Below are 18,563 nucleotides of genomic sequence, written 5' to 3' on the forward strand. Positions count from 1 at the left end.
TAGCCACCTGCCGATATTCGACGGAAGCGGTAATTTGAACTACTAAGCGATGCGGTTCGTGTCTTAGGCAGGTCACCCACCGTCGTCGTGGCCGACGCAGAGTGGAGGACAGAACCTGCTGCACAGAATCGCCCGACTGGCCATCGCCGCGCCACGCCGAGTCATCACCATCGCGGCGTTGCTGACGATCGCCCTCGGCATCTTCGGTGTACCCGTCGCCAGAAGCCTGTCCCCCAGCGGATTTCAAGACCCCACGGCCGAATCCTCGCGCGCCACCGAGTTGCTGACCGAAAAGTTCCACCAGGGCGACGTGCAAATGCTGATCGTCGTCTCCGCGCCCGGCGGCGTCGACAGCCCAGCCGCCCGCGAGGCCGGCACCGACATCGTCGACCGACTCCGCCGCTCTCCTCAGGTCGCCGACGTCAAGTCGTACTGGACGACCCCGCCTGCAGCCGCCGCGGACCTCGTCAGCAAGGACCACACCTCCGGCCTGATCGTCGCCGGCATCAACGGCAACGAAGCCCAGCAGCAGACCTACGCCAAGGAGCTGTCCGAGCAGGTGGCCCGCGGCCACGACGGCGTCACCGTCCGGACCGGCGGCACCGCGATGGTCAACGTCCAGGTCACCGACCAATCACAGCGCGACCTGCTGTTGATGGAGTCGCTCGCGATCCCTCTGAGCTTCCTCGTGCTGGTGTGGGTGTTCGGTGGGCTGCTTGCCGCGGCGCTACCCGTTGCCGTCGGCGTGATGGCGATCCTCGGCGCGCTCGCGGTTCTGCGCATCATCTCGTTCACCACCGACGTGTCGATCTTCGCGCTCAACCTCACCACCGCGATGGGCCTGGCACTCGCGATCGACTACACGCTGCTGATGATCAGCCGGTTCCGCGACGAACTCGCCGAAGGCGCCACCCGGGACGACGCGCTGACCCGCACGATGGTGACGGCCGGACGCACCGTGCTGTTTTCCGCCACGACCGTTGCCCTGTCGATGGCCGTCCTCGTCATCTTCCCCATGCACTTCCTGAAGTCGTTCGCCTACGCAGGCATCGCCACCGTCGCGTTCGCCGCGGCCGCAGCGATCGTGGTGACGCCCGCACTTCTCGTTCTCCTCGGGGATCGCCTGGATTCCCTCGACGTCCGTCGGCTCGCCCGGCGCATACTCGGCCGACCGGAACCACAGCCCACCCCCATGGAGCGACGATTCTGGTACCGCTCCGCGAAATGCGTTATGCACAAAGCGATTCCACTCGGCCTGGCCGGCGTCGCGCTGCTGCTGGTGCTCGGCGCGCCGTTCCTCGGCGTGCGGTGGGGCTTCCCCAACGACCGCGTACTGCCCAGCTCCGCCTCAGCGCACCAAGTGGGCGACGAGTTGCGCCGCGACTTCACCAGCAACTCCGACACCGCCGTCACCGTCGTCATTCCCGACGCCGACGGCCTGGCCCCTGCCGACATCGACCGCTACGCCGCCGAACTGTCCCGCGTTGCCGACGTCTCGGCCGTGTCCGCACCGACGGGCACATTCGTCACCGGCAACCGCGTCGGGCCGCCGTCGGCACCGACCGATCAAGTCGCCGGCAGCGCATTCCTGACCGTCAACAGCCAGGCTCCGCTGTTCACCGACCGTTCGGAGACCCAACTCGACCGCCTGCACGCGGTGGCCGGCCCAGGCGGCAGACAAGTCGACATGACCGGCACCGCCCAGACCAATCACGACAGCGTCGAGGCCATCACCACCCGGCTTCCGCTGGTGCTGGGGCTCATCGCCGTCATCATGGTCGTGCTGCTGTTCCTGCTGACAGGCAGCATCGTCGTGCCGCTGAAAGCCTTGGCGCTCAACGTACTTTCGCTCACTGCCGCGTTCGGTGCGATGGTGTGGATATTCCAGGACGGTCACCTGTCCGCGCTCGGCACCACACCGACCGGAACGCTCGTCGCCAACGTGCCCGTGCTGCTGTTCTGCATCTCATTCGGGCTGTCGATGGACTACGAAGTATTCCTGGTGTCCAGAATCCGGGAGTTCTGGCTTTCCTCGAGCCAGACTCGCGCCGACAACGACGAGAGCGTGGCACTCGGCATCGCCCACACCGGCCGAATCATCACGGCGGCCGCGCTGATCATGTCGATCTCCTTCGCCGCATTGATCGCGGCGCACGTGTCGTTCATGCGGATGTTCGGCTTGGGCCTGACCCTGGCCGTACTGGTCGACGCGACCCTGGTGCGGATGGTGTTGGTGCCGGCATTCATGCACGTGATGGGCGCACTGAACTGGTGGGCTCCGCGGCGGCTTGCCCGGCTGCACGAACGCCTCGGCTTCAGCGAGAGCGCTCCGCCTGCGGCGTCCGCTGCGCCTGCCGAACCGCCGAAAGTGCTTGACAGCTGAACCGCCTGACCTTGTTCCACGTATCTAGGAAGTGAGCCTTATGAGTGTTATTGCGGGCGTCCACGGAGTACTGCCGCCCCACCGCTACACACAAGACGAGATCACCGACAGGTTCGTCGAAGTTCCCGGCTTTGCGGGTTTCGAGGAGGTCGTGCGCAGCCTGCACCGCAGCGCGAAAGTCAACGCTCGCCATCTCGTGCTTCCGATGGACGACTACCTGTCCCTTACCGACTTCGGAGCTGCCAACGACATATTCATCGAGCACGCAGTCGAACTGGGCTGCCAGGCACTGTCAGGTGCGCTCGACGAGGCGGGACTGCGGCCGCAGGATGTCGACCTGATCGTGACGACGACAGTCACCGGCGTGGCGGTGCCGTCGCTGGATGCCCGCATCGCCGCCCGGTTGGGGCTACGACCCGACGTGCGCCGGGTGCCGATCTTCGGCCTGGGTTGCGTGGCCGGCGCGGCGGGTATCGCGCGCCTTCACGACTATCTGCGCGGCGCACCCGACGACGTCGCGGCGCTGGTGTCGATCGAGCTGTGTTCGCTGATGTTTCCGTCCGCCCAGCCGACGATCGCCAGCCTCGTAGGCAGCGCGCTGTTCGGCGACGGCGCCGCCGCGGTGGTCGCGGCGGGTGAGCGTCGCGGCAAACAGATCCGCGCGAGCGGTCCCGATGTGATCGCGTCGTGCAGCCGCCTCTACCCCGACTCGCTCGGCACGATGGGTTGGGACATCAGCGCTTCCGGCTTTCAGCTCGTGCTGTCCCCGGATCTGCCCGACCTCATCGAGCGGTATCTCGGCGACGACGTCACCACGTTCCTGGGTGCGCACGATCTGACGATCGACGACATCGGCGCATGGGTGAGCCACCCCGGCGGACCGAAGGTGCTCGAGGCGATCAACGCTGCGCTGGGTCTGGAGGACGATGCGCTGGAGTTGACGTGGCGCTCGCTCAGCGAGATCGGCAACCTGTCGTCGGCGTCGGTGCTGCATATTCTGCGCGACACGCTGGCCAAGCCGCCGCCCAGCGGCGAGCCGGGGCTGCTGATGGCCATGGGCCCGGGATTCTGCTCGGAGCTGGTCCTGCTGCGCTGGCACTGAGCCGATGGTCTGGTATGCGCTGCTGATCGCCGCGGTCGCGGTCGAGCGAGTAGCGGAACTCGTGGTCTCCCAACGGAATCTGACATGGAGCCGCGCCCGCGGCGGCCTCGAGTTCGGCGCCGGCCACTACCCTGCGATGGTCATCCTTCACAGCGGTCTGTTGGCCGGATGTCTCGTCGAGGCCATCGGGCTGCACCGCCCGTTCGTGCCCGCACTCGGCTGGCCGATGCTGGCGGTCGTGCTCGCCGCGCAGGCGCTGCGCTGGTGGTGCATCGCCACGCTCGGCCACCAGTGGAACACCCGCGTCGTCGTCATACCCGGCGCTGCACGGGTGGCCGCTGGTCCGTATCGACTTGTGCCGCATCCGAATTACGTGGCGGTGGTGCTGGAGGGGGTGGCGCTGCCGTTGGTGCACACCGCGTGGATCACGGCACTCGTGTTCACCGTGCTCAATGCCGCGCTGTTGCGGAGACGGATAACCGTCGAGAACACGGCATTGGCGGAGCTGCGGTGATCGACCTGCTGGTGGCAGGAGGTGGGCCGGCCGGCCTGGCCACCGCCATCTACGGCGCCCGGGCCGGTCTGGAAGTCGTTGTCGTGGAACGCCGTCCGTTGCCCGTCGACAAGGCCTGCGGCGAAGGGTTGATGCCGCATGCCGTCCAGCAGCTGCACCGGCTCGGTGCGGACCCCGCGGGCAAAGCTTTTCGCGGCATCACCTACATCGACGGCGACTGTCGCGTCACCGGGCGGTTCCGATCCGGCACCGGCCTCGGAGTGCGACGAACGACGTTGCACTCCACGCTAGTTGATGCCGCGAAGGCGGCCGGCGTGCTCATCGTGCATGACGAGATCGGCGCCGTCAGCCAGGACATGTCATCGGTACGCGGCGGCGACTATCGCGCTCGCTATTTGGCCGCCGCCGACGGGCTGCACTCGCCGATCCGGTCTGCTCTGGGACTGGCCATACCAGCACCCGGCCCGCGGCGATGGGGCATCCGCCGCCACTTCCAGACCGCACCGTGGAGCGACAACGTAGAGGTGTACTGGTCACGCAACGCGGAAGCGTATGTCACGCCCGTCGCCGATGACTGCGTCGGCATCGCAATCCTCACCTCGCATCGCGGCGGATTCGGCGACCATCTCGCCGCGTTTCCCGCTCTGCAGGATCGGGTGCGTGGTCACGCCGACGGTACCGATCGTGCCGCAGGACCGTTGCGACAGAAGGTACGCACGCGAACGGCCGGGCGGGTGTTATTGGTCGGTGACGCAGCGGGTTACGTCGACGCGCTGACGGGCGAAGGACTCGGGATATCGTTCAGCGCGGCCGAGTTGCTCGTGAAGTGCGTGGCGTCCGACCGGCCCGGTGATTACGACCGCCAGTGGCGCCGCATGTCGCGCCGCTACCGGATGCTGACGGCCGCAGTGCTGCAAGGCAGTTCGTACGCACCGCTGCGCTCCCGGATGGTGCCGACTGCGACTCACTTCCCAGGCGTGTTCACCGGTCTGGTCAATCTTCTTGCGGACTGAGGCCTATAGGAAAGTCAAGCCGGCAATGATGTTTTGCAGCTCGGTCAGCTCCTGCTGCGCCTGCTGCTGGGTGGCGTTGCCGCCGCCGACGGCGATGCCCTGCCAGAACTGACTGCCGCTGATGCGCAGAAACACCACCGCAGCGAAAAGGTCGATGCCCGGCTTGTAGCCATGAACGTCTTGTTGGTGCTCGACGCCTTTCCAACCCTTCTTCTTCATTTGCGACACCAGCGCCGCGTACACGTCGCCGATGCCCTCCGCCGCCGCCGACAGCTGGTATTTCTGGAACGTCCAGAAGAGCTCCGCCATGACTTCCTCCTACGATTTATCGTCCCGAGAGACGATGCCTGCCAATGGACGTGTTCACCGTGGCATCGGCGCGACGGCACCACACGAGTAGTCGTGTACTCGAATTCGGGCACCGCCCGCGTGGCTGCTTCTGTGCCCGCCCGGGGGTAAACGGGGGAGTGTGTCGGGGCCTACCTCACGCCGCCTGGATCAAGAACACCGGATGCTTGGACACCGCACGCTCGAAATCCTCTAGCGGGGAATCCATTTGAACGTCGAGGTACGGCAGCACCGAGAACCGGCGATACAACCGCACGATGAGTCGCGGAATGCGCGGAGGCCCGTTCAACAGGCTGTACCGCAGGACCGGTGCGGCTTGCTCCGGCGGCAGCTCGACCGCGGTGATCGTCTCGGACCGTCGCCTGCTGACCAGCTCGGCCCGCCCGTCGGCGGCGCGCAGATTGCGAACCCAGTTGACGATGCCGTATGGCGCCACCAGATAACGGTTTTCGCCGTACGGAAACACAACGAGCGGGGTGCGAATCGGCCGTCCGGTCCTGCGGCCGGGCACGATGAGAATCGCAAACGTTCCGAAGCGCACACCGGTTCGCAGCACCGTTCGCATGAAGGCGTTGTTGAACCGCACAAAGGCGCCGGCGCGATACTGTTTCGCCATCATTGCGCTCCGTCGACGGCGACGGCGACCGTGTAGATCGCTGGGTGCGCGGTGACTGCGAACTCGTCCATCGAGCGCTGCACACTGCTCTGGAAGAACTCCTGCGACGTGGCCGCCCTCAACGCGTCGACACTGTCCCACTCCGCGACGTTGACGAGTTGAAACGGAGCGTCGGGCGTCAGTGCACGGTGAAGGCGAAACGATCGGAAGCCGGGCTGTCTGCTCATGAACTCGGCGCGCTCACTCCACCCGGCCAGAAATGCGTCAAGCTGTGCCGGATCGATCTCGAAGATGTTGATGAATGTGACAGGTGTCATCGGCTGTCTCCTCCAGTCGTTACTACGACGATGACGAAGGAGAGCCCGAAAGTATGACTCCGAACCTCAGCTCATCTGATCGCGCCGTTGATCACCGGGCCCGTGATCATTCCCTTGTCGACTCCCCAGATCGTGGCGATCGTCCGGTACTCACCGGTCTGCATCACATGCTCAAGCGCGTGGCGCAGTGACTCTCCCAATGCCGAACCTTTGGCCACCGGCCAGCCGTACGGCGCGGTCTCGAAGATCTCCCCTGCCGGCTCCAGCGCACCGCCCGACGTCTTGACCGCGAATCCCGTCGCCGGTGAATCCGCCGACATCGCATCAAGTTCCCCGGCCATCAGCGCCTTGGTCAGATCGTCTTGGTTGACGAACACGACCTTTTCGATCGCCGCGTTGCCCGCCTCCGTACACGCGTGGCTCTTGCCCGGGATCTCCTCGGTCTCCTGGATCGAGGCGTACTGCACGCCGACCCGAAGGCCACACGCATTATTGGGATCCACCGACGACCCGGCCTTCTGCGCCCACCAGATGCCCGCCTGAAAGTACGTCACGAAGTCGGCCTGCCCCTGCCGCTCCTTGGTGTCGGTGAACGACGACATCCCCACGTTGAAGTCGCCCGCCCGCACCGACGGGATGATCGCCTCGAACGCTGTCTCCCGGTACTCCGGCACAAGTCCGAGCGTGCGCGCAACCGCATTCATCAGGTCGACGTCAAAGCCCACGATCTGACCTGAGGTGTCCTTGAATTCGTTTGGCGGATAAGGCACATTGACGCCGACAACCAGCTTGCCCGTCGCCCTGATGTCGGCCGGCACCGTCGCCGCGATCTCCGGAACCGCACCTGGAGCGGCGGACGGCGTCGCCGTCGACGAACTCTGCGCCATACTCGCCGGCTGCGCATCGCCGCCCCCGGAGCCTCCCCGCCACTGCACCACCCCGAACGTGGCCAGCGCGGCCACCAACACCACCGAACCCGCCACCGCCATGGCCCGCCGCGATACACGCAGACCAGTACGGGCCGACCGCGCCGAATGCCGCCCACTCCGACCGGTCGTGCGCACCGGCGCATTCAGCGCCCGCCGCGCCGCCTCGGCCAATTCGCCCGCGGTCTGATACCGCTTCGCAGGCTTCTTCGCCATCCCCTTCGCGATGACATCATCGAACGCCGCCAGCTTCGGGTCGGTCATCGATGGGCGCGGCACCGGCGCCGTCATGTGCCCGGCGATCTGCTGCTCCAGGCTGTCCGCGGGATAAGGCCTTGCGCCCGTGAGACATTCGTAAAGCACACACGTCAACGCGTACACGTCGGACCGCGGATCGACCTGCCCCGCCTCGAAGCGCTCCGGAGCCATGTACGACATCGTGCCGAGCGTGCTGCCCGCCGTGGTCAACCCCTTGTCGCCGGCCGTGCGGGCCAGACCGAAGTCGATGAGGTACACGAACTCACGGTCGGTGATCAAGATGTTCGACGGCTTGACGTCCCGGTGGATCAGGCCCGCTTCGTGCGCGGCATCCAACGCCGTCGCGACCTGCTCGATCACCTTCACCGCAAACGAAGGCGCGAGCGGCGCGTCGCTCTGCTCGAGCATGGTCCCCAGGTTGCGGCCGTCGATCAGCCGCATGTCCAGATAGAGCCGCCCGTCGATCTCGCCGAAACGGTGGATCGGGACCACATGTGGGTCGTTGAGCCCGGCCGCCGCCTGCGACTCGCGCCGGAACCGCTGCTGAAACGTCTCGTCGGCGGCCATATGCGGGGGCAGCACCTTGAGCGCCACAATGCGGTCGGTCTTGGTGTCGTAGGCCCGATAGACCTCACCCATACCGCCCCGGCCGATCAGCTTCTGCAGCTGATAGTGCCCGAATGGCGTCGCATCCACCGTTTACTCCTCGACACGCCGACCCCGTATCGATGTGCCGATCGAAACTACACCACGTTTGCCAGCAATGTCGTGGCTGTGGCGATGTCGGTTATCCAGGGCTGGCCTGCGGGGCGCTCGGCAATTGCGGTGGTGCCGCGCCCTCGGCGACCACGAATCCGCGGGCCATCCAGGCCTCGTTCTGCTGCGAGATCACCCGCTCGGCGGCAGTCACGAACGCGTCGTCCGCGGCGGCGTCATGCGTTGCGGAGCGGCGATCCCGCAAAAGTCGTTCGAGTTCGGCACTGGTCCGTGCGTACTCCACGGCCAGCACGCTGTACCGCTGGAAGGCAGCCTCGGCCGCCAGCGCGGCGCTGATCGTGGTGATCACCGGCAACCACGCCACCCAACCCTTGCCAGATACGCCGGCGGCGGCCGACAAGCCGGCGGCAGCCACAGCGAGCGCCGTCTCCGTCACTCGGAAGAACCGCGCGTTGCGCAGCATTGCGACACTCTTCGGCTGGTAGTACTGCCGAATCTGGCCTTCCACCCGGGCGCTGATGTAGCTGTCGACGTCATGCACACGCGGAAGATCTCGTGAGGCTGCCTTGACGCCGATGATCCGATCGGACAGGTCGGCGGCGTCCCGCAGCACAGCGTCGATCTTCTGCCGGAATACGTCGTCCCGATCCGCCCCGCGATACGGCGAGACGCCCGCCAGGTAGCCGTACAGGATCGATTTCAGCGACTCGGAAACCGATCGTGTTCGCATCCGCTCGTGCACCTTGCCTGGCCGGATGAGGGCCTGCGATAGGGCCGCCAACGAAGCGCAGGTGAACGTCGCCCAGGTGAGTACCGATTTGGGGGTGTCCGACAAGCTCGTCGCCTGCGCGGCCGCGGTGACCAGGACGGCGGCGGCCGCCGTGAGCACAAGTGCGGTCACCCTGGCCCAGTGAAGGTTCTGCCGAAGCCTGTCGGCGGCCTTCGACCAAATGCTCTGCTGGTCCCACGCCCATCTCACCAAACTGGTGTCGTCCGCTGAGCCCATCAATCCATCCCCACCTGTCGACAACGCTTCCTATATGCGGTCAAGCTATTCCCAAATGAGCGGGTTTGGCAGCGAGTCGTCGACTTCTCGCAGGCACGTGTATCCGACGCCGGCCAGCCCACGGAAGAGCCCGACGTTGAATCGCGACGATACCGGCACGCTCCAGCGGTAACTCCCGGCGGCCGATTTGGCCTGCAAGATCGCCGACAATCGCTTGGTCGCGAGCTCGTGCAGGTCGTCGCGGGCCTGTACCTTGCCAGCCTCGCGGGTCAGTTCGACGCTGCCGAGCGCGCCGCAGCACAACGTGTCTGCATGCCCGGGCCAACCACGTGCCGCACCAGTCAGTGCATGCTCGATGTCGGCATGCACTGCGTCGGGGTAGTCGGAGCCGAACGTCGACATGCCAAGACGCGCAAGGCCGATGCCTACGGCCCCGTGGCACCACTGCGACCGCCAGTGTGGCTCGCCCACCCGAAAGTCGCACCAGTCGCTACGCTGCGCGTCGAAGTTCGACCGCTCGAATTCGAGGCACTCTGCCGCGGCGTCGGCGAACTCGTCGCGGCCGGTGGCCGTCGCCAGTGCCGTGAGCGCGTAGGCAAATCCGGCCGCGCCGTGCGACATTCCATTGAGCACCTGGTCATTCGATGAGCGGCACGGCCAGCTTCTGCGACCGTGCGGTCCAAGGCGTGGTTGCGCCAAGAGATGCGTGCCGCATGCGACGGCGCGATCGAGTATCTCCTCGGCCCGTGTGTGGCGGTACAGACTGAGCAGGCTCAGGATGGCGCCCGCGCTCCCACCGATCACGTCCAGTTGTGTGTCGGCGGCGATTAGTTCATCACTGAACAGCCCCGCGGCGTCGAGAGCCTCGGCGGTGAGGTCGCCGTCATCGAGAAGCCGCGAAATACATGTCAGCCCATAGACGAGGGAGCCGAGGCCGGTCGCGCCGCCGATGCCCATCACCCTGGCGATGCGTGACGCGCGACGGCTTCGTAGCTCGGCTCGCATGTGTGCGATCGCCGCCAAGGCGAGATCGGCGGAGTCCTGGCTCTGAGTGATACGCGCGTGTGCCGCGAAGAATGTGGCGACACCGCATACGCCGTTGTAGAAGTCGTGTCCGAGCACGGAGAGCTGGGTTGCGTTGGAGTCGGCGAACCAGCCGAGGCCGATCCAGGCCGCGCCTGAGCCTGCGCGGATCGCGTAGCCCGCGATCTGGCCAGCGATTGTGTCGGCTTCTCCGAGGAATGCCGAACTGGGCAGCGCCACAACGTCATCGGATGGCGTTGCGGACGCATTGTCGGAGATGCGGAGGCCCGACAGGTCGGGGGAAGTCTGTCGGATGACATCGACTTGCCACGCGATCTGCTCGTGGTCGAGGTGCGCGACGCGGTCTCGAGCACGCTGCGGACCGTCGTCGGAGAGCGTGGTGAACAGCGGCACGTTCAGATCGAGAAGCGCTCTGCGCTCTTCACGCTGAAGGGCCCATCCATCGTCGGTGTCGCTGTCCCAATCAGCCAGCCTGGCAAGGAAATCAGCCTGACTGGACCACACGACGCCGTCCTCCATGGTGCGGTCGTCTCTTAGACGCTGCTGAAGCATGGAATAGAACTGGGTGGGCCGGATGACCTTACGGACAGGGAGACCGGCGAAACCGTCGAAGAGTTGTTCCCGTGGCGCGCTCACAAACGCCGCGTACTCGCGAAACCCCGCGATGAAGTCCTCGATGTGCTCGGTCAGCCCGACGTAGCCGTCGATTCCGAAGCGAGGCAGATTCGACGGTTTAGGGATGTCCTCGACCGTCGACGGCCGCATGGCGTCGGAGTTGACGTGCTCCCAGACCAGCCTCTTTCCGACGGGCCATTCCGAGGCGACTCCTCCGGCGGCGCGAATACCGTTGGCGGACTTTCCATACGAAGGCAGCAGACCGACCGCCGCTACGGAGTTGGCGATCAATTCCCTCGCGGCCTCGTAGGCTTGCGATTCTGGCCGCGCGGTGCTGGCTCGTGTCGCGGTCGGTTGAAGGAGGGTTTCGACGTCGACGGGGACGGGGTGGTCGCCGGCGGCGATGAGGTTCTCGTGATGCATGTCGCTGGCCGCGAAGCAGTGGAACAGGGCCAGCCATGCGCCGGCGCGCCGGAAGAACCGTTGGCAATCCGCCTGCGTGTTGGATCCGGTGTGCTCGATGAACTCGGCCCAGCCGTAGCCGTCCCGAGCGATGGCTTCGGCTGCACGGAGTTGGATCGGTGCTTGTTCGTTGAGCCGCTCGACGAGTGAGCGCCACGCGACGTCCAAGTGCAGGTCCCTGGGTTTGTACATGACGTGTGTGCCGTCGTCGAATTCGACGCACAGCACGCTGCGACCGCCGGAGTGCCGGTCGGAGAGACTGCCGTGGATGTGGGCGACATGGGCATCGGCATCCCGATGCAGGATGTCGTGTCGAATGTGTTTGTGATCGTCGTTGAGTCGGATGACGAATTCACGTGACGTGGTGAGCCATTGGCGCGTCAGCGAGGCGACCAACCGCAGCAGCACCGGCTTTTCGTTGAACAGGCGAAGGAGCCCGCCACTCTTCATCTGTGCGACGAAAGCGTCGTAGTGATCGGATGATTGGATGAAGCGTTCGTAGAGGACGGGAGCGCATAGCTCGCACAGGCTGGTGATCAGCAGCCGGCGCAGGTCATCGCGCGCCGAGAGGGCGAAGCGATTCGCGAGGTGAGCACCGACCGAGTCCCACAGTCGAGCGTCGGCATCGGCGACCGGTCCGGAGAAGATGTGCGCGAAGGGCGCTCGGCTGGTGGAGGTTTCGGCAGGGCAGTTCTGGATCGCGGCCTGGATCCAGTCGGCGTCACAAGCCCATTGGGGTAGAGGAACTGAGGGACGTCGGCGAGCGGTCGCGAAGCGGGCTTGTACGTCGGGAATCGTGTAGCCGTCTCGTTTCAGCCGTCGCTCGAACAACTCCCAGTCACCGCCGGCACTCGAGTTGCACCAAGCAGCAAGATGTTTGGCCGCCGGGTCAGTGTCGCGCGTCAGCTCAGGAAGCGACTCGAACTCATCCGAGAGCATTTCGTCGACAGTCGCAGCCCTGGCGGCCAAATCTTCCGGCGCTACGACGTCGCTGCACATCGGACTAGTAGCAGCAAACGTAGTATGCGTTTGTTTGGTACGTGTACGACAGCGCCGACTCCTCCGCCGCTGCCTCGAGCTCCGCGTCGGAGATCACGTACCGATGAATATGCTCGGCTTCAGCGCGTTCCAGGATTGCTGTGGTCATTCTGCTCCCTTTCTCTGAGTCCAGGCCTTCCCTCGGAGCCGCCACGGCAGGACATGAAACTCATGTTCTCGCTCCAAGACGCGGCGCAATAGAGTAGTCAGCTACTCGATACCGGCAGCACCCGCTAGCAGGGCGGACCGTCTCCCCCGTCACCTGAGTCCCGAGTGGCTGGTCAACGCACCTCTCGCGACAGGCGAGGACGGCGGCCTCACGCGACAGCAAAGAGCCCGCGCGGAGCACCGAAGCGAGATTACGTCGCAGCAATAGCCGGATACAGGTAGTTCACTACTCTGTCTGCGGTTCGACAGCCCTACCTACACTCCCGTCATCCGACACAAGGGGGTCGTCGTGAGCTATCGGATTACCAGCGGTGACGTGGCGGCCCGCCGCCTGAATTGGAACTGCCATGTACCGAATCTTCATTAGTCACGCCAGTATCGAGCTCCGCGAGGCCAAAGCCCTGAAGGATTGGCTGGTACAGCAGGACCCACCGCTGGCCAACGAGATCTTCCTCGACGCCGAAAAGTTGCGTCCCGGTCTGACGTGGAGAAGTCAGCTGGGCCAGGCGATGAAGAACTGTGAAGCCGTCGTATGCATGACGTCAAAGGCCTGGGCGGAACGTCCTGAATGCATAGCCGAATTCAGCACTGCGGAATATCTCAACAAGCGAATCTTCTGTGTTCGACTAGAACCCTCGGTCGCCGATGAGAAGACAAGGGCCTGGCAACGCGTCGACCTGTTCGGAAAAGGCGAACAAACCAAAGTCCCCCTCGATGACGGCGGACCGCCGATCGCCTTTCCCACAGAAGGCCTGCAGAGGCTGAAAGAGGAGATCATCAAGAAGGGGATCGGCGCGGACTCATTCGTGTGGCCGCCTCCTGACGAACCCGACCGCGCACCGTACCGCGGCTGGGAGCCGTTGGAAGAAGTCGATGCCGCGGTGTACTTCGGTCGGGACGCGGAGTTACTTCGGGCGATGGACAAACTCCGGGGAATGCGGAAGTCACCCGAGGACTCGCTATTTGTCATCCTCGGGCCGTCAGGCGCCGGAAAGTCGTCGTTCTTGCGCGCGGGCTTACTGCCCCGGCTACGCCGCACGGATCGCGACTTTGTGGTACTCGACGGAGTGGTCCGGCCGGAAACCCATGTGCTGACTGGGAAGAACGGGCTGGCCGAGGCGATCCACGCAACCCGGAAGCGATTCGGCCTGCGGGAGCCGCTGCTGGCAGACATCAACGACGCATGTCTGAATGACGCTGACCGCGTATGCGATCTGTTGCGTGAGATTCAAGTTGCTGCGGCGCGCCCCGGCCCTAAAGACGACCCTGACGAGCCAGAACTTCCGACTCTCGTGATACCGGTCGACCAAGCAGAAGAGCTCTTCTCCGATGACGCCGTTCAGGAAGCTCCGCGTTTCCTCGACATGATCGACCAGCACTCACGAGCCGGCTTCGCGCAAAAACTATCGTTGATCTTCGCCATCACGATCCGTACCGACCGGCACCAGGCGCTGCAGACCGCAAAACAGCTCGCCGAAGCGAAAAGCGTTGTGTTCGATGACCTTAAGCCGATGCCGCAAGGACAGTTCCGAGAGGTCATCGTCGGGCCAGCCCGCCGCGGCACAGAAGGCGGAAACAAGCTTGAGATCGATCCGGCGCTTGTCAACCAACTGCTCGAAGATTGCACTGAGGGCGCCGACACTCTTCCGCTCTTGGCTCTGACCCTGGCGCGGCTCCACAAGGAGTACGGCAGCGACGGCGACCTGCTGCTCGAGGAATACGAGCGCATGGGTGGAATGCTCAACGTTGTACAAACGGAAGTCGACACCATCCTGTCCCACGACCCGAAGAAACGGGAGGACAGGCTCGCTCGGCTCCGACCAGCTTTCGTTCCGTGGCTCGCGACGTTCAACCGCGACAGCGACGTCCCGGTACGACGTGTTGCCAAGGTCGCCGACCTGCCCGAAGACGCGAGTGATCTACTGCAGGAGTTCGTGGACAGGCGACTACTGATGCGGGACAGTCGCGAAGGCGGCGACGTAGTGGAGATTGCGCTCGAAAGCCTGGTACGGCAATGGAAAGAGCTCGGGGACTGGCTCGAGGAGGAGCGCGCCGACCTCAAGATGGCCGACTCGCTACGGCAGAACGCCGCCGAGTGGCAAGAGAAGAACAAGGACAAGGAATATCTGTTACGGCGCCAACGTCTCGCTGTCGCCGAGCGTCTGCTGAACCGACCCGACTTCCGTGAACACCTCGCGCCGATACGACCATTTGTAAAAGCCTCTAAGGCGATGGCGAGACGCCGGAAAGCTGCGTTCTGGGGTCTGGTGGCAGCAGCACTGGTCGTTGCGCTGGTACTCGGAATCCAGACGATCAACGTGTTCTCCTCCAAGAGGGAAACCCGGTTGCGCGAACAACAGAACACAGCCTGGCAACTGGTATCTGATGCCGAACAGATATTGAAAGGAAGCCGAGCAGGAGGTGACGTCAAAGCGCTGCAAGAACTAATTGCCGCGGATGCGATGGGCCCGACGACGGCCGAGGCCGTGGCCAACACTCGACGCGACGAACTCAAGATCATGGAGAACCCCCTGGCAGCCGACGGCCGGGTGATGCCGGTGCGCAGTCTTGCGGCAAGCCCTGACGGCAGCCGTGTCGTATCCGGTAGTGACGACAACGCGGTTCGAGTGTGGGACACCAAGAGTGGTTCAACCGTCGCGCAGTTGAACGTCGGCTCGACCGCCGGCCCGGTGTCGACTGCATTTAGCCGGGACGGGCGATGGATCGCTACAAGCAACGGCGACAAAGTAGTTCAAGTTTGGGATGCCACAAGCTTCGACCGCGCTGGCGACCCGTTACAGCATCAAACCAGCGTCTCCAGCGTGGCATTCAACGGTAGCGGTCGATTGGTCGGTACGGGCGGTGCTGACGGCGTAGTGCATGTATGGGATCGCGAAACGGGCCTAGAGGTGACTAACAGGCCTTCTGCGAACCAGGGTCGCGACGCAGTAATGGCCCTGGCCTTCAACCCTTCCGCCGACCTGCTGGCATCTGGCCGTAACGACGGCACCGTGCATCTGTGGGATATCCCAAACGGCAAAGAAATCATCTGGCCGGTGCCCAACTTGTGGCCTGTGACGAGTGTCGCGTACGACCCCTTGGGCGATCGGTTACAAATTGGCCTCGGCGACGGCCATATCCAGACACTAGACGGGCGCACATTGCAGCCCACCGCACCGCCGATACCGGCTCACGTCAACGCTGTGCAAACAGTCGCCTTCAGCCCAGACGGTAGTCGCTTCATCACCGGTGGCTGGGACAACACGGTGCGCGTCTGGGATGCGAACGGCAATGCGGCAATTGGTGATCCGTTAATCGGCCACCACGGCCGCGTCTCGGCGGTGGCTGTGCTCGACGGTACTCGCATCGTGTCTGGCGGCTGGGACGGCTCCATACGCGTGTGGGACGTCGTTACGGGATTGCCCACGCCAACGAACCAAAGTGCCATCAAGGCAGTCGCATTCAGCCCAGACGGTCGAATGATGGCATCAGGCGGCGCGGACGGCACCGTCAAGCTGTGGGATAGCGATACCGCCGCATATCGTGGACAGCTCGGCCCAGTCCCAGGTGCACCCCGGCAAGTCGGGATCAACGCCCTGGCATTCAGCGGCGACGACAGAATCGTCACCGGCGCGATGGACGGTTCAGTCCTTCTCTGGGATGTAGGCAACCCGCAGCGGCAACCGCAAAAGCTGCGCCGTGACGCCCCCGCCGGCCTAGACGCGCTGCCGACTCCGCGGATCCTGAGCGTCGCGTTCAGTCCGAGGGCATCGTTGATTGCTGCCGGCGGCATGGACGGGGTCGTGCGGTTGTGGGACGCCAAGACCCTTGAGCCCGTTGGTGCGAGGGTCGCCCATAAGACCGGCACCGACGGTGAGCTGCCGTACCAGGTGTGGAGCGTGGCTTTCAGCGATGACGGCAGCCAATTGGTAACTGGCTCAGGGGATGACAGCAAGGGAACCAAAACCAGCCTCGTACAGCTGTGGAATGTGCGGCCATTGTCAGAAAACGGTCGTGCGATGGATGCCCACGCTGAGTCCATCTATAGCGTGGCGTTCAGCCCCGATGGCCACCAGGTCGCCTCCGGTGGTCGTGACGGGACCCTAAGCTTGTGGGATATCAATTCGCGCCAGCAGCAGAGTGCCCCAATGAGTATCGCCCAGAATCCCCTATTGAGCGTGGCTTTCGCGCATCATCAGCCGTGGATCGCGACAGGGGGCGACGACGGCAAAGTGCGGCTGTGGGATATCTCGACAGGTACCCCCCAGCCCATCGGCACACCTCTCGAAGGTCACAAAAACTGGGTATTCAGCGTCGCCTTCAGCCCGAATGACGGACGCATCCTCTCGGGTAGCGGAGACGGAAATCTTCATCTGTGGCTGACGCCGGCCAAGTTAGCAGATGTCATCTGCAGCAAGATAATCAGTGATCTCTGCAAGAATCCGCGACCTGTAGCCGACGCCTGAATTGCCGCTCCGGACGGGGAGGGAGCACATCGTGAGAAAACGGAATATTCACAAAAATTTGGCACTGGTGGGTGCTACCGCCGCCGTGGTTGCACTGACGAGCGGCACCGTCGCGCTCGCTCAACCGACAGACCCGGTTTCACCGACCGACCCGTGTTACTTCACACCACAACCGCCGTCATGCTTCACCACTGTGACGAGCACGCCGACCGGTGCCACTATTACGGGAATCCCAACAACAGCGATTGCCACGACGACCGTCATCACGCCGACGGTAACCGGAACCCCGACCACGGTGACGGCTACGGTCACGCCGACGACCACAACCATCAGCGGGACGCCACATGCCGCTCCGCCTACCGCCGCGGTCCTCCCCACTACCGTGCACGGAACGCGCGGCGTCATGACCATCCGACTGCCGGCAGACAAAAAGGCGTCGCGCACACCCACGCCACATCGACCAGGTGGAGTGTCCGGCCTCTTGCCGTAGTAGCCACACTGGCTCGCGACTTTGACGCAGCGGTAGTCGCCCCTCGAGAAAATCTGTCAGACAGCCTGACTAATTGTGGTATAACGGCCGTACGAGTCACTGAGGGGAGGCACGATGACGGTCGTTGTGCTGACCACCGGTGGCACGATCGCCAGCGGCCGCTCCGACCGCAATCGCATCGCCCCGACCCCCGATGGGCTCAAAGCCATCGAACCTCTCGCCGAGCCGTCGGTACTTGTCCGCGAAGTCATGGCCATCGACTCCTCCACCATGTCGCTGCAACGGATGGTCACGATTCGCGACGCCGTCACCGAAGCGCTCGACGATCCCGACGTCGACGGCGTCGTCGTTCTCCACGGCACCGACACCCTCGAGGAGACCGCCATGCTCCTCGACCTGTTCCACGACGATCCCCGTCCCGTCGTGCTCACCGGCGCCCAGCGGCCCGCCGACCATCCCGACCCCGACGGACCCCACAACATCAGGACCGCGATCGCGACCGCCCGCCGCGCCGACGCCCACCACCGCGGCGTCCTCATCGCCTTTGGCGATGAGGTGCTTCCCGCCCGCGGCACCCGCAAGGGCCACACCACCCGGCTCGCCGCCTACGAGCACTACCTCCCCGCCAGCGATCGCAAACGCGCAACGTTGCCGTGGCATCCAGGCATCGCCGAGCTTCGCGTCGACATCGTCGCGCTATACCCCGGCGCCGACCGCACCCACATCGACGCGAGCGTGACCGCTGGCGCACGCGGCATCGTGCTGGACGCGATGGGGTCCGGCAACGCCAACCCGAATACCCTTGCCGCCGTTCGCGATTGCATCGCCAGCGACATTGCAGTGGCAGTGACCAGCCGTGTCCCCGACGGCGTCATAGAGCCGATTTACGGCGGCACCGGCGGCGGCCACGACCTGATCGCCGCCGGCGCAATCGCCTCGCCGTGGCTGCGCGCCGCCCAGGCACGCATTCTGCTGGCCGCACTCCTCGGCACAGGCGCCGACCACTCGAGCATCGCCGCAGCCTTCGCCGACGTCGTCGGCCTCGCCGCCAAGGCCCAGTGCGCGCCTGGTTGACAGCTA

The 18,563-nt window shown here is 64.7% G+C and carries 13 protein-coding genes; 6 read left to right on the top strand and 7 right to left on the bottom strand.

Annotated features, from left to right (window positions below; all coding sequences use genetic code 11):
• Positions 1 to 115: 115 nt before the first annotated feature.
• The 4 genes from VJV41_RS06640 to VJV41_RS06655 are packed head-to-tail and all read left to right on the top strand — an operon-like array spanning position 116 to position 5,012.
• Positions 116 to 2,383 (top strand): MMPL family transporter, encoded by a 2,268-nt coding sequence (locus tag VJV41_RS06640; RefSeq protein WP_325332451.1) that lies wholly within the window; start codon positions 116 to 118, stop codon positions 2,381 to 2,383.
• Between the two features lie 40 nt (positions 2,384 to 2,423).
• Positions 2,424 to 3,485, top strand: a complete 1,062-nt coding sequence (locus tag VJV41_RS06645) for a type III polyketide synthase (protein WP_325332361.1) — start codon at positions 2,424 to 2,426, stop codon at positions 3,483 to 3,485.
• 4 nt (positions 3,486 to 3,489) lie between these two features.
• Positions 3,490 to 3,999 carry an isoprenylcysteine carboxyl methyltransferase family protein gene (locus tag VJV41_RS06650; protein ID WP_325332362.1) on the top strand — a complete coding sequence of 170 codons (510 nt, stop codon included), beginning with the start codon at positions 3,490 to 3,492 and terminating at the stop codon, positions 3,997 to 3,999.
• The gene (locus VJV41_RS06655) at positions 3,996 to 5,012 is read left to right on the top strand and encodes an NAD(P)/FAD-dependent oxidoreductase (protein ID WP_325332364.1); all 1,017 of its coding nucleotides are present in this window, start codon (positions 3,996 to 3,998) and stop codon (positions 5,010 to 5,012) included. Before VJV41_RS06650 ends, VJV41_RS06655 begins: the two co-directional genes overlap by 4 nt.
• Positions 5,013 to 5,015: 3 nt before the next feature.
• Here VJV41_RS06655 and VJV41_RS06660 read toward each other — a convergent pair whose 3' ends face one another.
• The 6 genes from VJV41_RS06660 to VJV41_RS06685 all read right to left on the bottom strand — a co-directional run bounded on the left by VJV41_RS06660 (position 5,016) and on the right by VJV41_RS06685 (position 12,320).
• Positions 5,016 to 5,321, bottom strand: coding sequence for a hypothetical protein (locus VJV41_RS06660; RefSeq protein ID WP_325332366.1), 306 nt, complete (start codon positions 5,319 to 5,321; stop codon positions 5,016 to 5,018).
• A 175-nt stretch (positions 5,322 to 5,496) separates the two neighbouring features.
• Positions 5,497 to 5,976, bottom strand: a complete 480-nt coding sequence (locus VJV41_RS06665) for a nitroreductase/quinone reductase family protein (protein ID WP_325332368.1) — start codon at positions 5,974 to 5,976, stop codon at positions 5,497 to 5,499.
• A complete protein-coding gene (locus VJV41_RS06670; RefSeq protein ID WP_325332370.1) occupies positions 5,976 to 6,293 on the bottom strand; it encodes an antibiotic biosynthesis monooxygenase family protein in 318 nt (105 codons plus the stop codon). Before VJV41_RS06670 ends, VJV41_RS06665 begins: the two co-directional genes overlap by 1 nt.
• A gap of 71 nt (positions 6,294 to 6,364) precedes the next feature.
• The gene (locus VJV41_RS06675) at positions 6,365 to 8,173 is read right to left on the bottom strand and encodes a bifunctional serine/threonine-protein kinase/transporter substrate-binding domain-containing protein (RefSeq protein ID WP_325332372.1); all 1,809 of its coding nucleotides are present in this window, start codon (positions 8,171 to 8,173) and stop codon (positions 6,365 to 6,367) included.
• Positions 8,174 to 8,264: 91 nt separating this feature from the next.
• A complete protein-coding gene (locus VJV41_RS06680; protein WP_325332374.1) occupies positions 8,265 to 9,200 on the bottom strand; it encodes a DUF4231 domain-containing protein in 936 nt (311 codons plus the stop codon).
• Positions 9,201 to 9,245: 45 nt separating this feature from the next.
• Positions 9,246 to 12,320, bottom strand: a complete 3,075-nt coding sequence (locus tag VJV41_RS06685; RefSeq protein WP_325332376.1) for a type 2 lanthipeptide synthetase LanM family protein — start codon at positions 12,318 to 12,320, stop codon at positions 9,246 to 9,248.
• 554 nt (positions 12,321 to 12,874) lie between these two features.
• Between VJV41_RS06685 and VJV41_RS06690 the strand changes: the two genes are divergently transcribed.
• Positions 12,875 to 16,993, top strand: a complete 4,119-nt coding sequence (locus VJV41_RS06690; RefSeq protein WP_325332378.1) for a TIR domain-containing protein — start codon at positions 12,875 to 12,877, stop codon at positions 16,991 to 16,993.
• 156 nt (positions 16,994 to 17,149) lie between these two features.
• Here VJV41_RS06690 and VJV41_RS06695 read toward each other — a convergent pair whose 3' ends face one another.
• A complete protein-coding gene (locus VJV41_RS06695; RefSeq protein WP_325332380.1) occupies positions 17,150 to 17,323 on the bottom strand; it encodes a hypothetical protein in 174 nt (57 codons plus the stop codon).
• A 274-nt stretch (positions 17,324 to 17,597) separates the two neighbouring features.
• Here VJV41_RS06695 and VJV41_RS06700 point away from each other — a divergent pair, with 274 nt between their 5' ends.
• Positions 17,598 to 18,557 carry an asparaginase gene (locus tag VJV41_RS06700; protein WP_325332382.1) on the top strand — a complete coding sequence of 320 codons (960 nt, stop codon included), beginning with the start codon at positions 17,598 to 17,600 and terminating at the stop codon, positions 18,555 to 18,557.
• Positions 18,558 to 18,563 lie beyond the last annotated feature (6 nt).

This window comes from Mycobacterium sp. (assembly GCF_035274705.1).
In the GTDB taxonomy this organism is placed as follows: domain Bacteria; phylum Actinomycetota; class Actinomycetes; order Mycobacteriales; family Mycobacteriaceae; genus Mycobacterium.

What these genes read in the sequence shown, in the direction of transcription:
- VJV41_RS06645 (WP_325332361.1), top strand. Translation starts at nt 2,424, where the DNA reads ATGAGTGTTATTGCGGGCGTCCACGGAGTACTGCCGCCCCACCGCTAC.
- VJV41_RS06650 (WP_325332362.1), top strand. Translation starts at nt 3,490, where the DNA reads ATGGTCTGGTATGCGCTGCTGATCGCCGCGGTCGCGGTCGAGCGAGTA.
- VJV41_RS06660 (WP_325332366.1), bottom strand. Translation starts at nt 5,321, where the DNA reads ATGGCGGAGCTCTTCTGGACGTTCCAGAAATACCAGCTGTCGGCGGCG.
- VJV41_RS06665 (WP_325332368.1), bottom strand. Translation starts at nt 5,976, where the DNA reads ATGGCGAAACAGTATCGCGCCGGCGCCTTTGTGCGGTTCAACAACGCC.
- VJV41_RS06670 (WP_325332370.1), bottom strand. Translation starts at nt 6,293, where the DNA reads ATGACACCTGTCACATTCATCAACATCTTCGAGATCGATCCGGCACAG.
- VJV41_RS06680 (WP_325332374.1), bottom strand. Translation starts at nt 9,200, where the DNA reads ATGGGCTCAGCGGACGACACCAGTTTGGTGAGATGGGCGTGGGACCAG.
- VJV41_RS06685 (WP_325332376.1), bottom strand. Translation starts at nt 12,320, where the DNA reads ATGTGCAGCGACGTCGTAGCGCCGGAAGATTTGGCCGCCAGGGCTGCG.
- VJV41_RS06690 (WP_325332378.1), top strand. Translation starts at nt 12,875, where the DNA reads ATGTACCGAATCTTCATTAGTCACGCCAGTATCGAGCTCCGCGAGGCC.
- VJV41_RS06695 (WP_325332380.1), bottom strand. Translation starts at nt 17,323, where the DNA reads ATGGTTGTGGTCGTCGGCGTGACCGTAGCCGTCACCGTGGTCGGGGTT.
- VJV41_RS06700 (WP_325332382.1), top strand. Translation starts at nt 17,598, where the DNA reads ATGACGGTCGTTGTGCTGACCACCGGTGGCACGATCGCCAGCGGCCGC.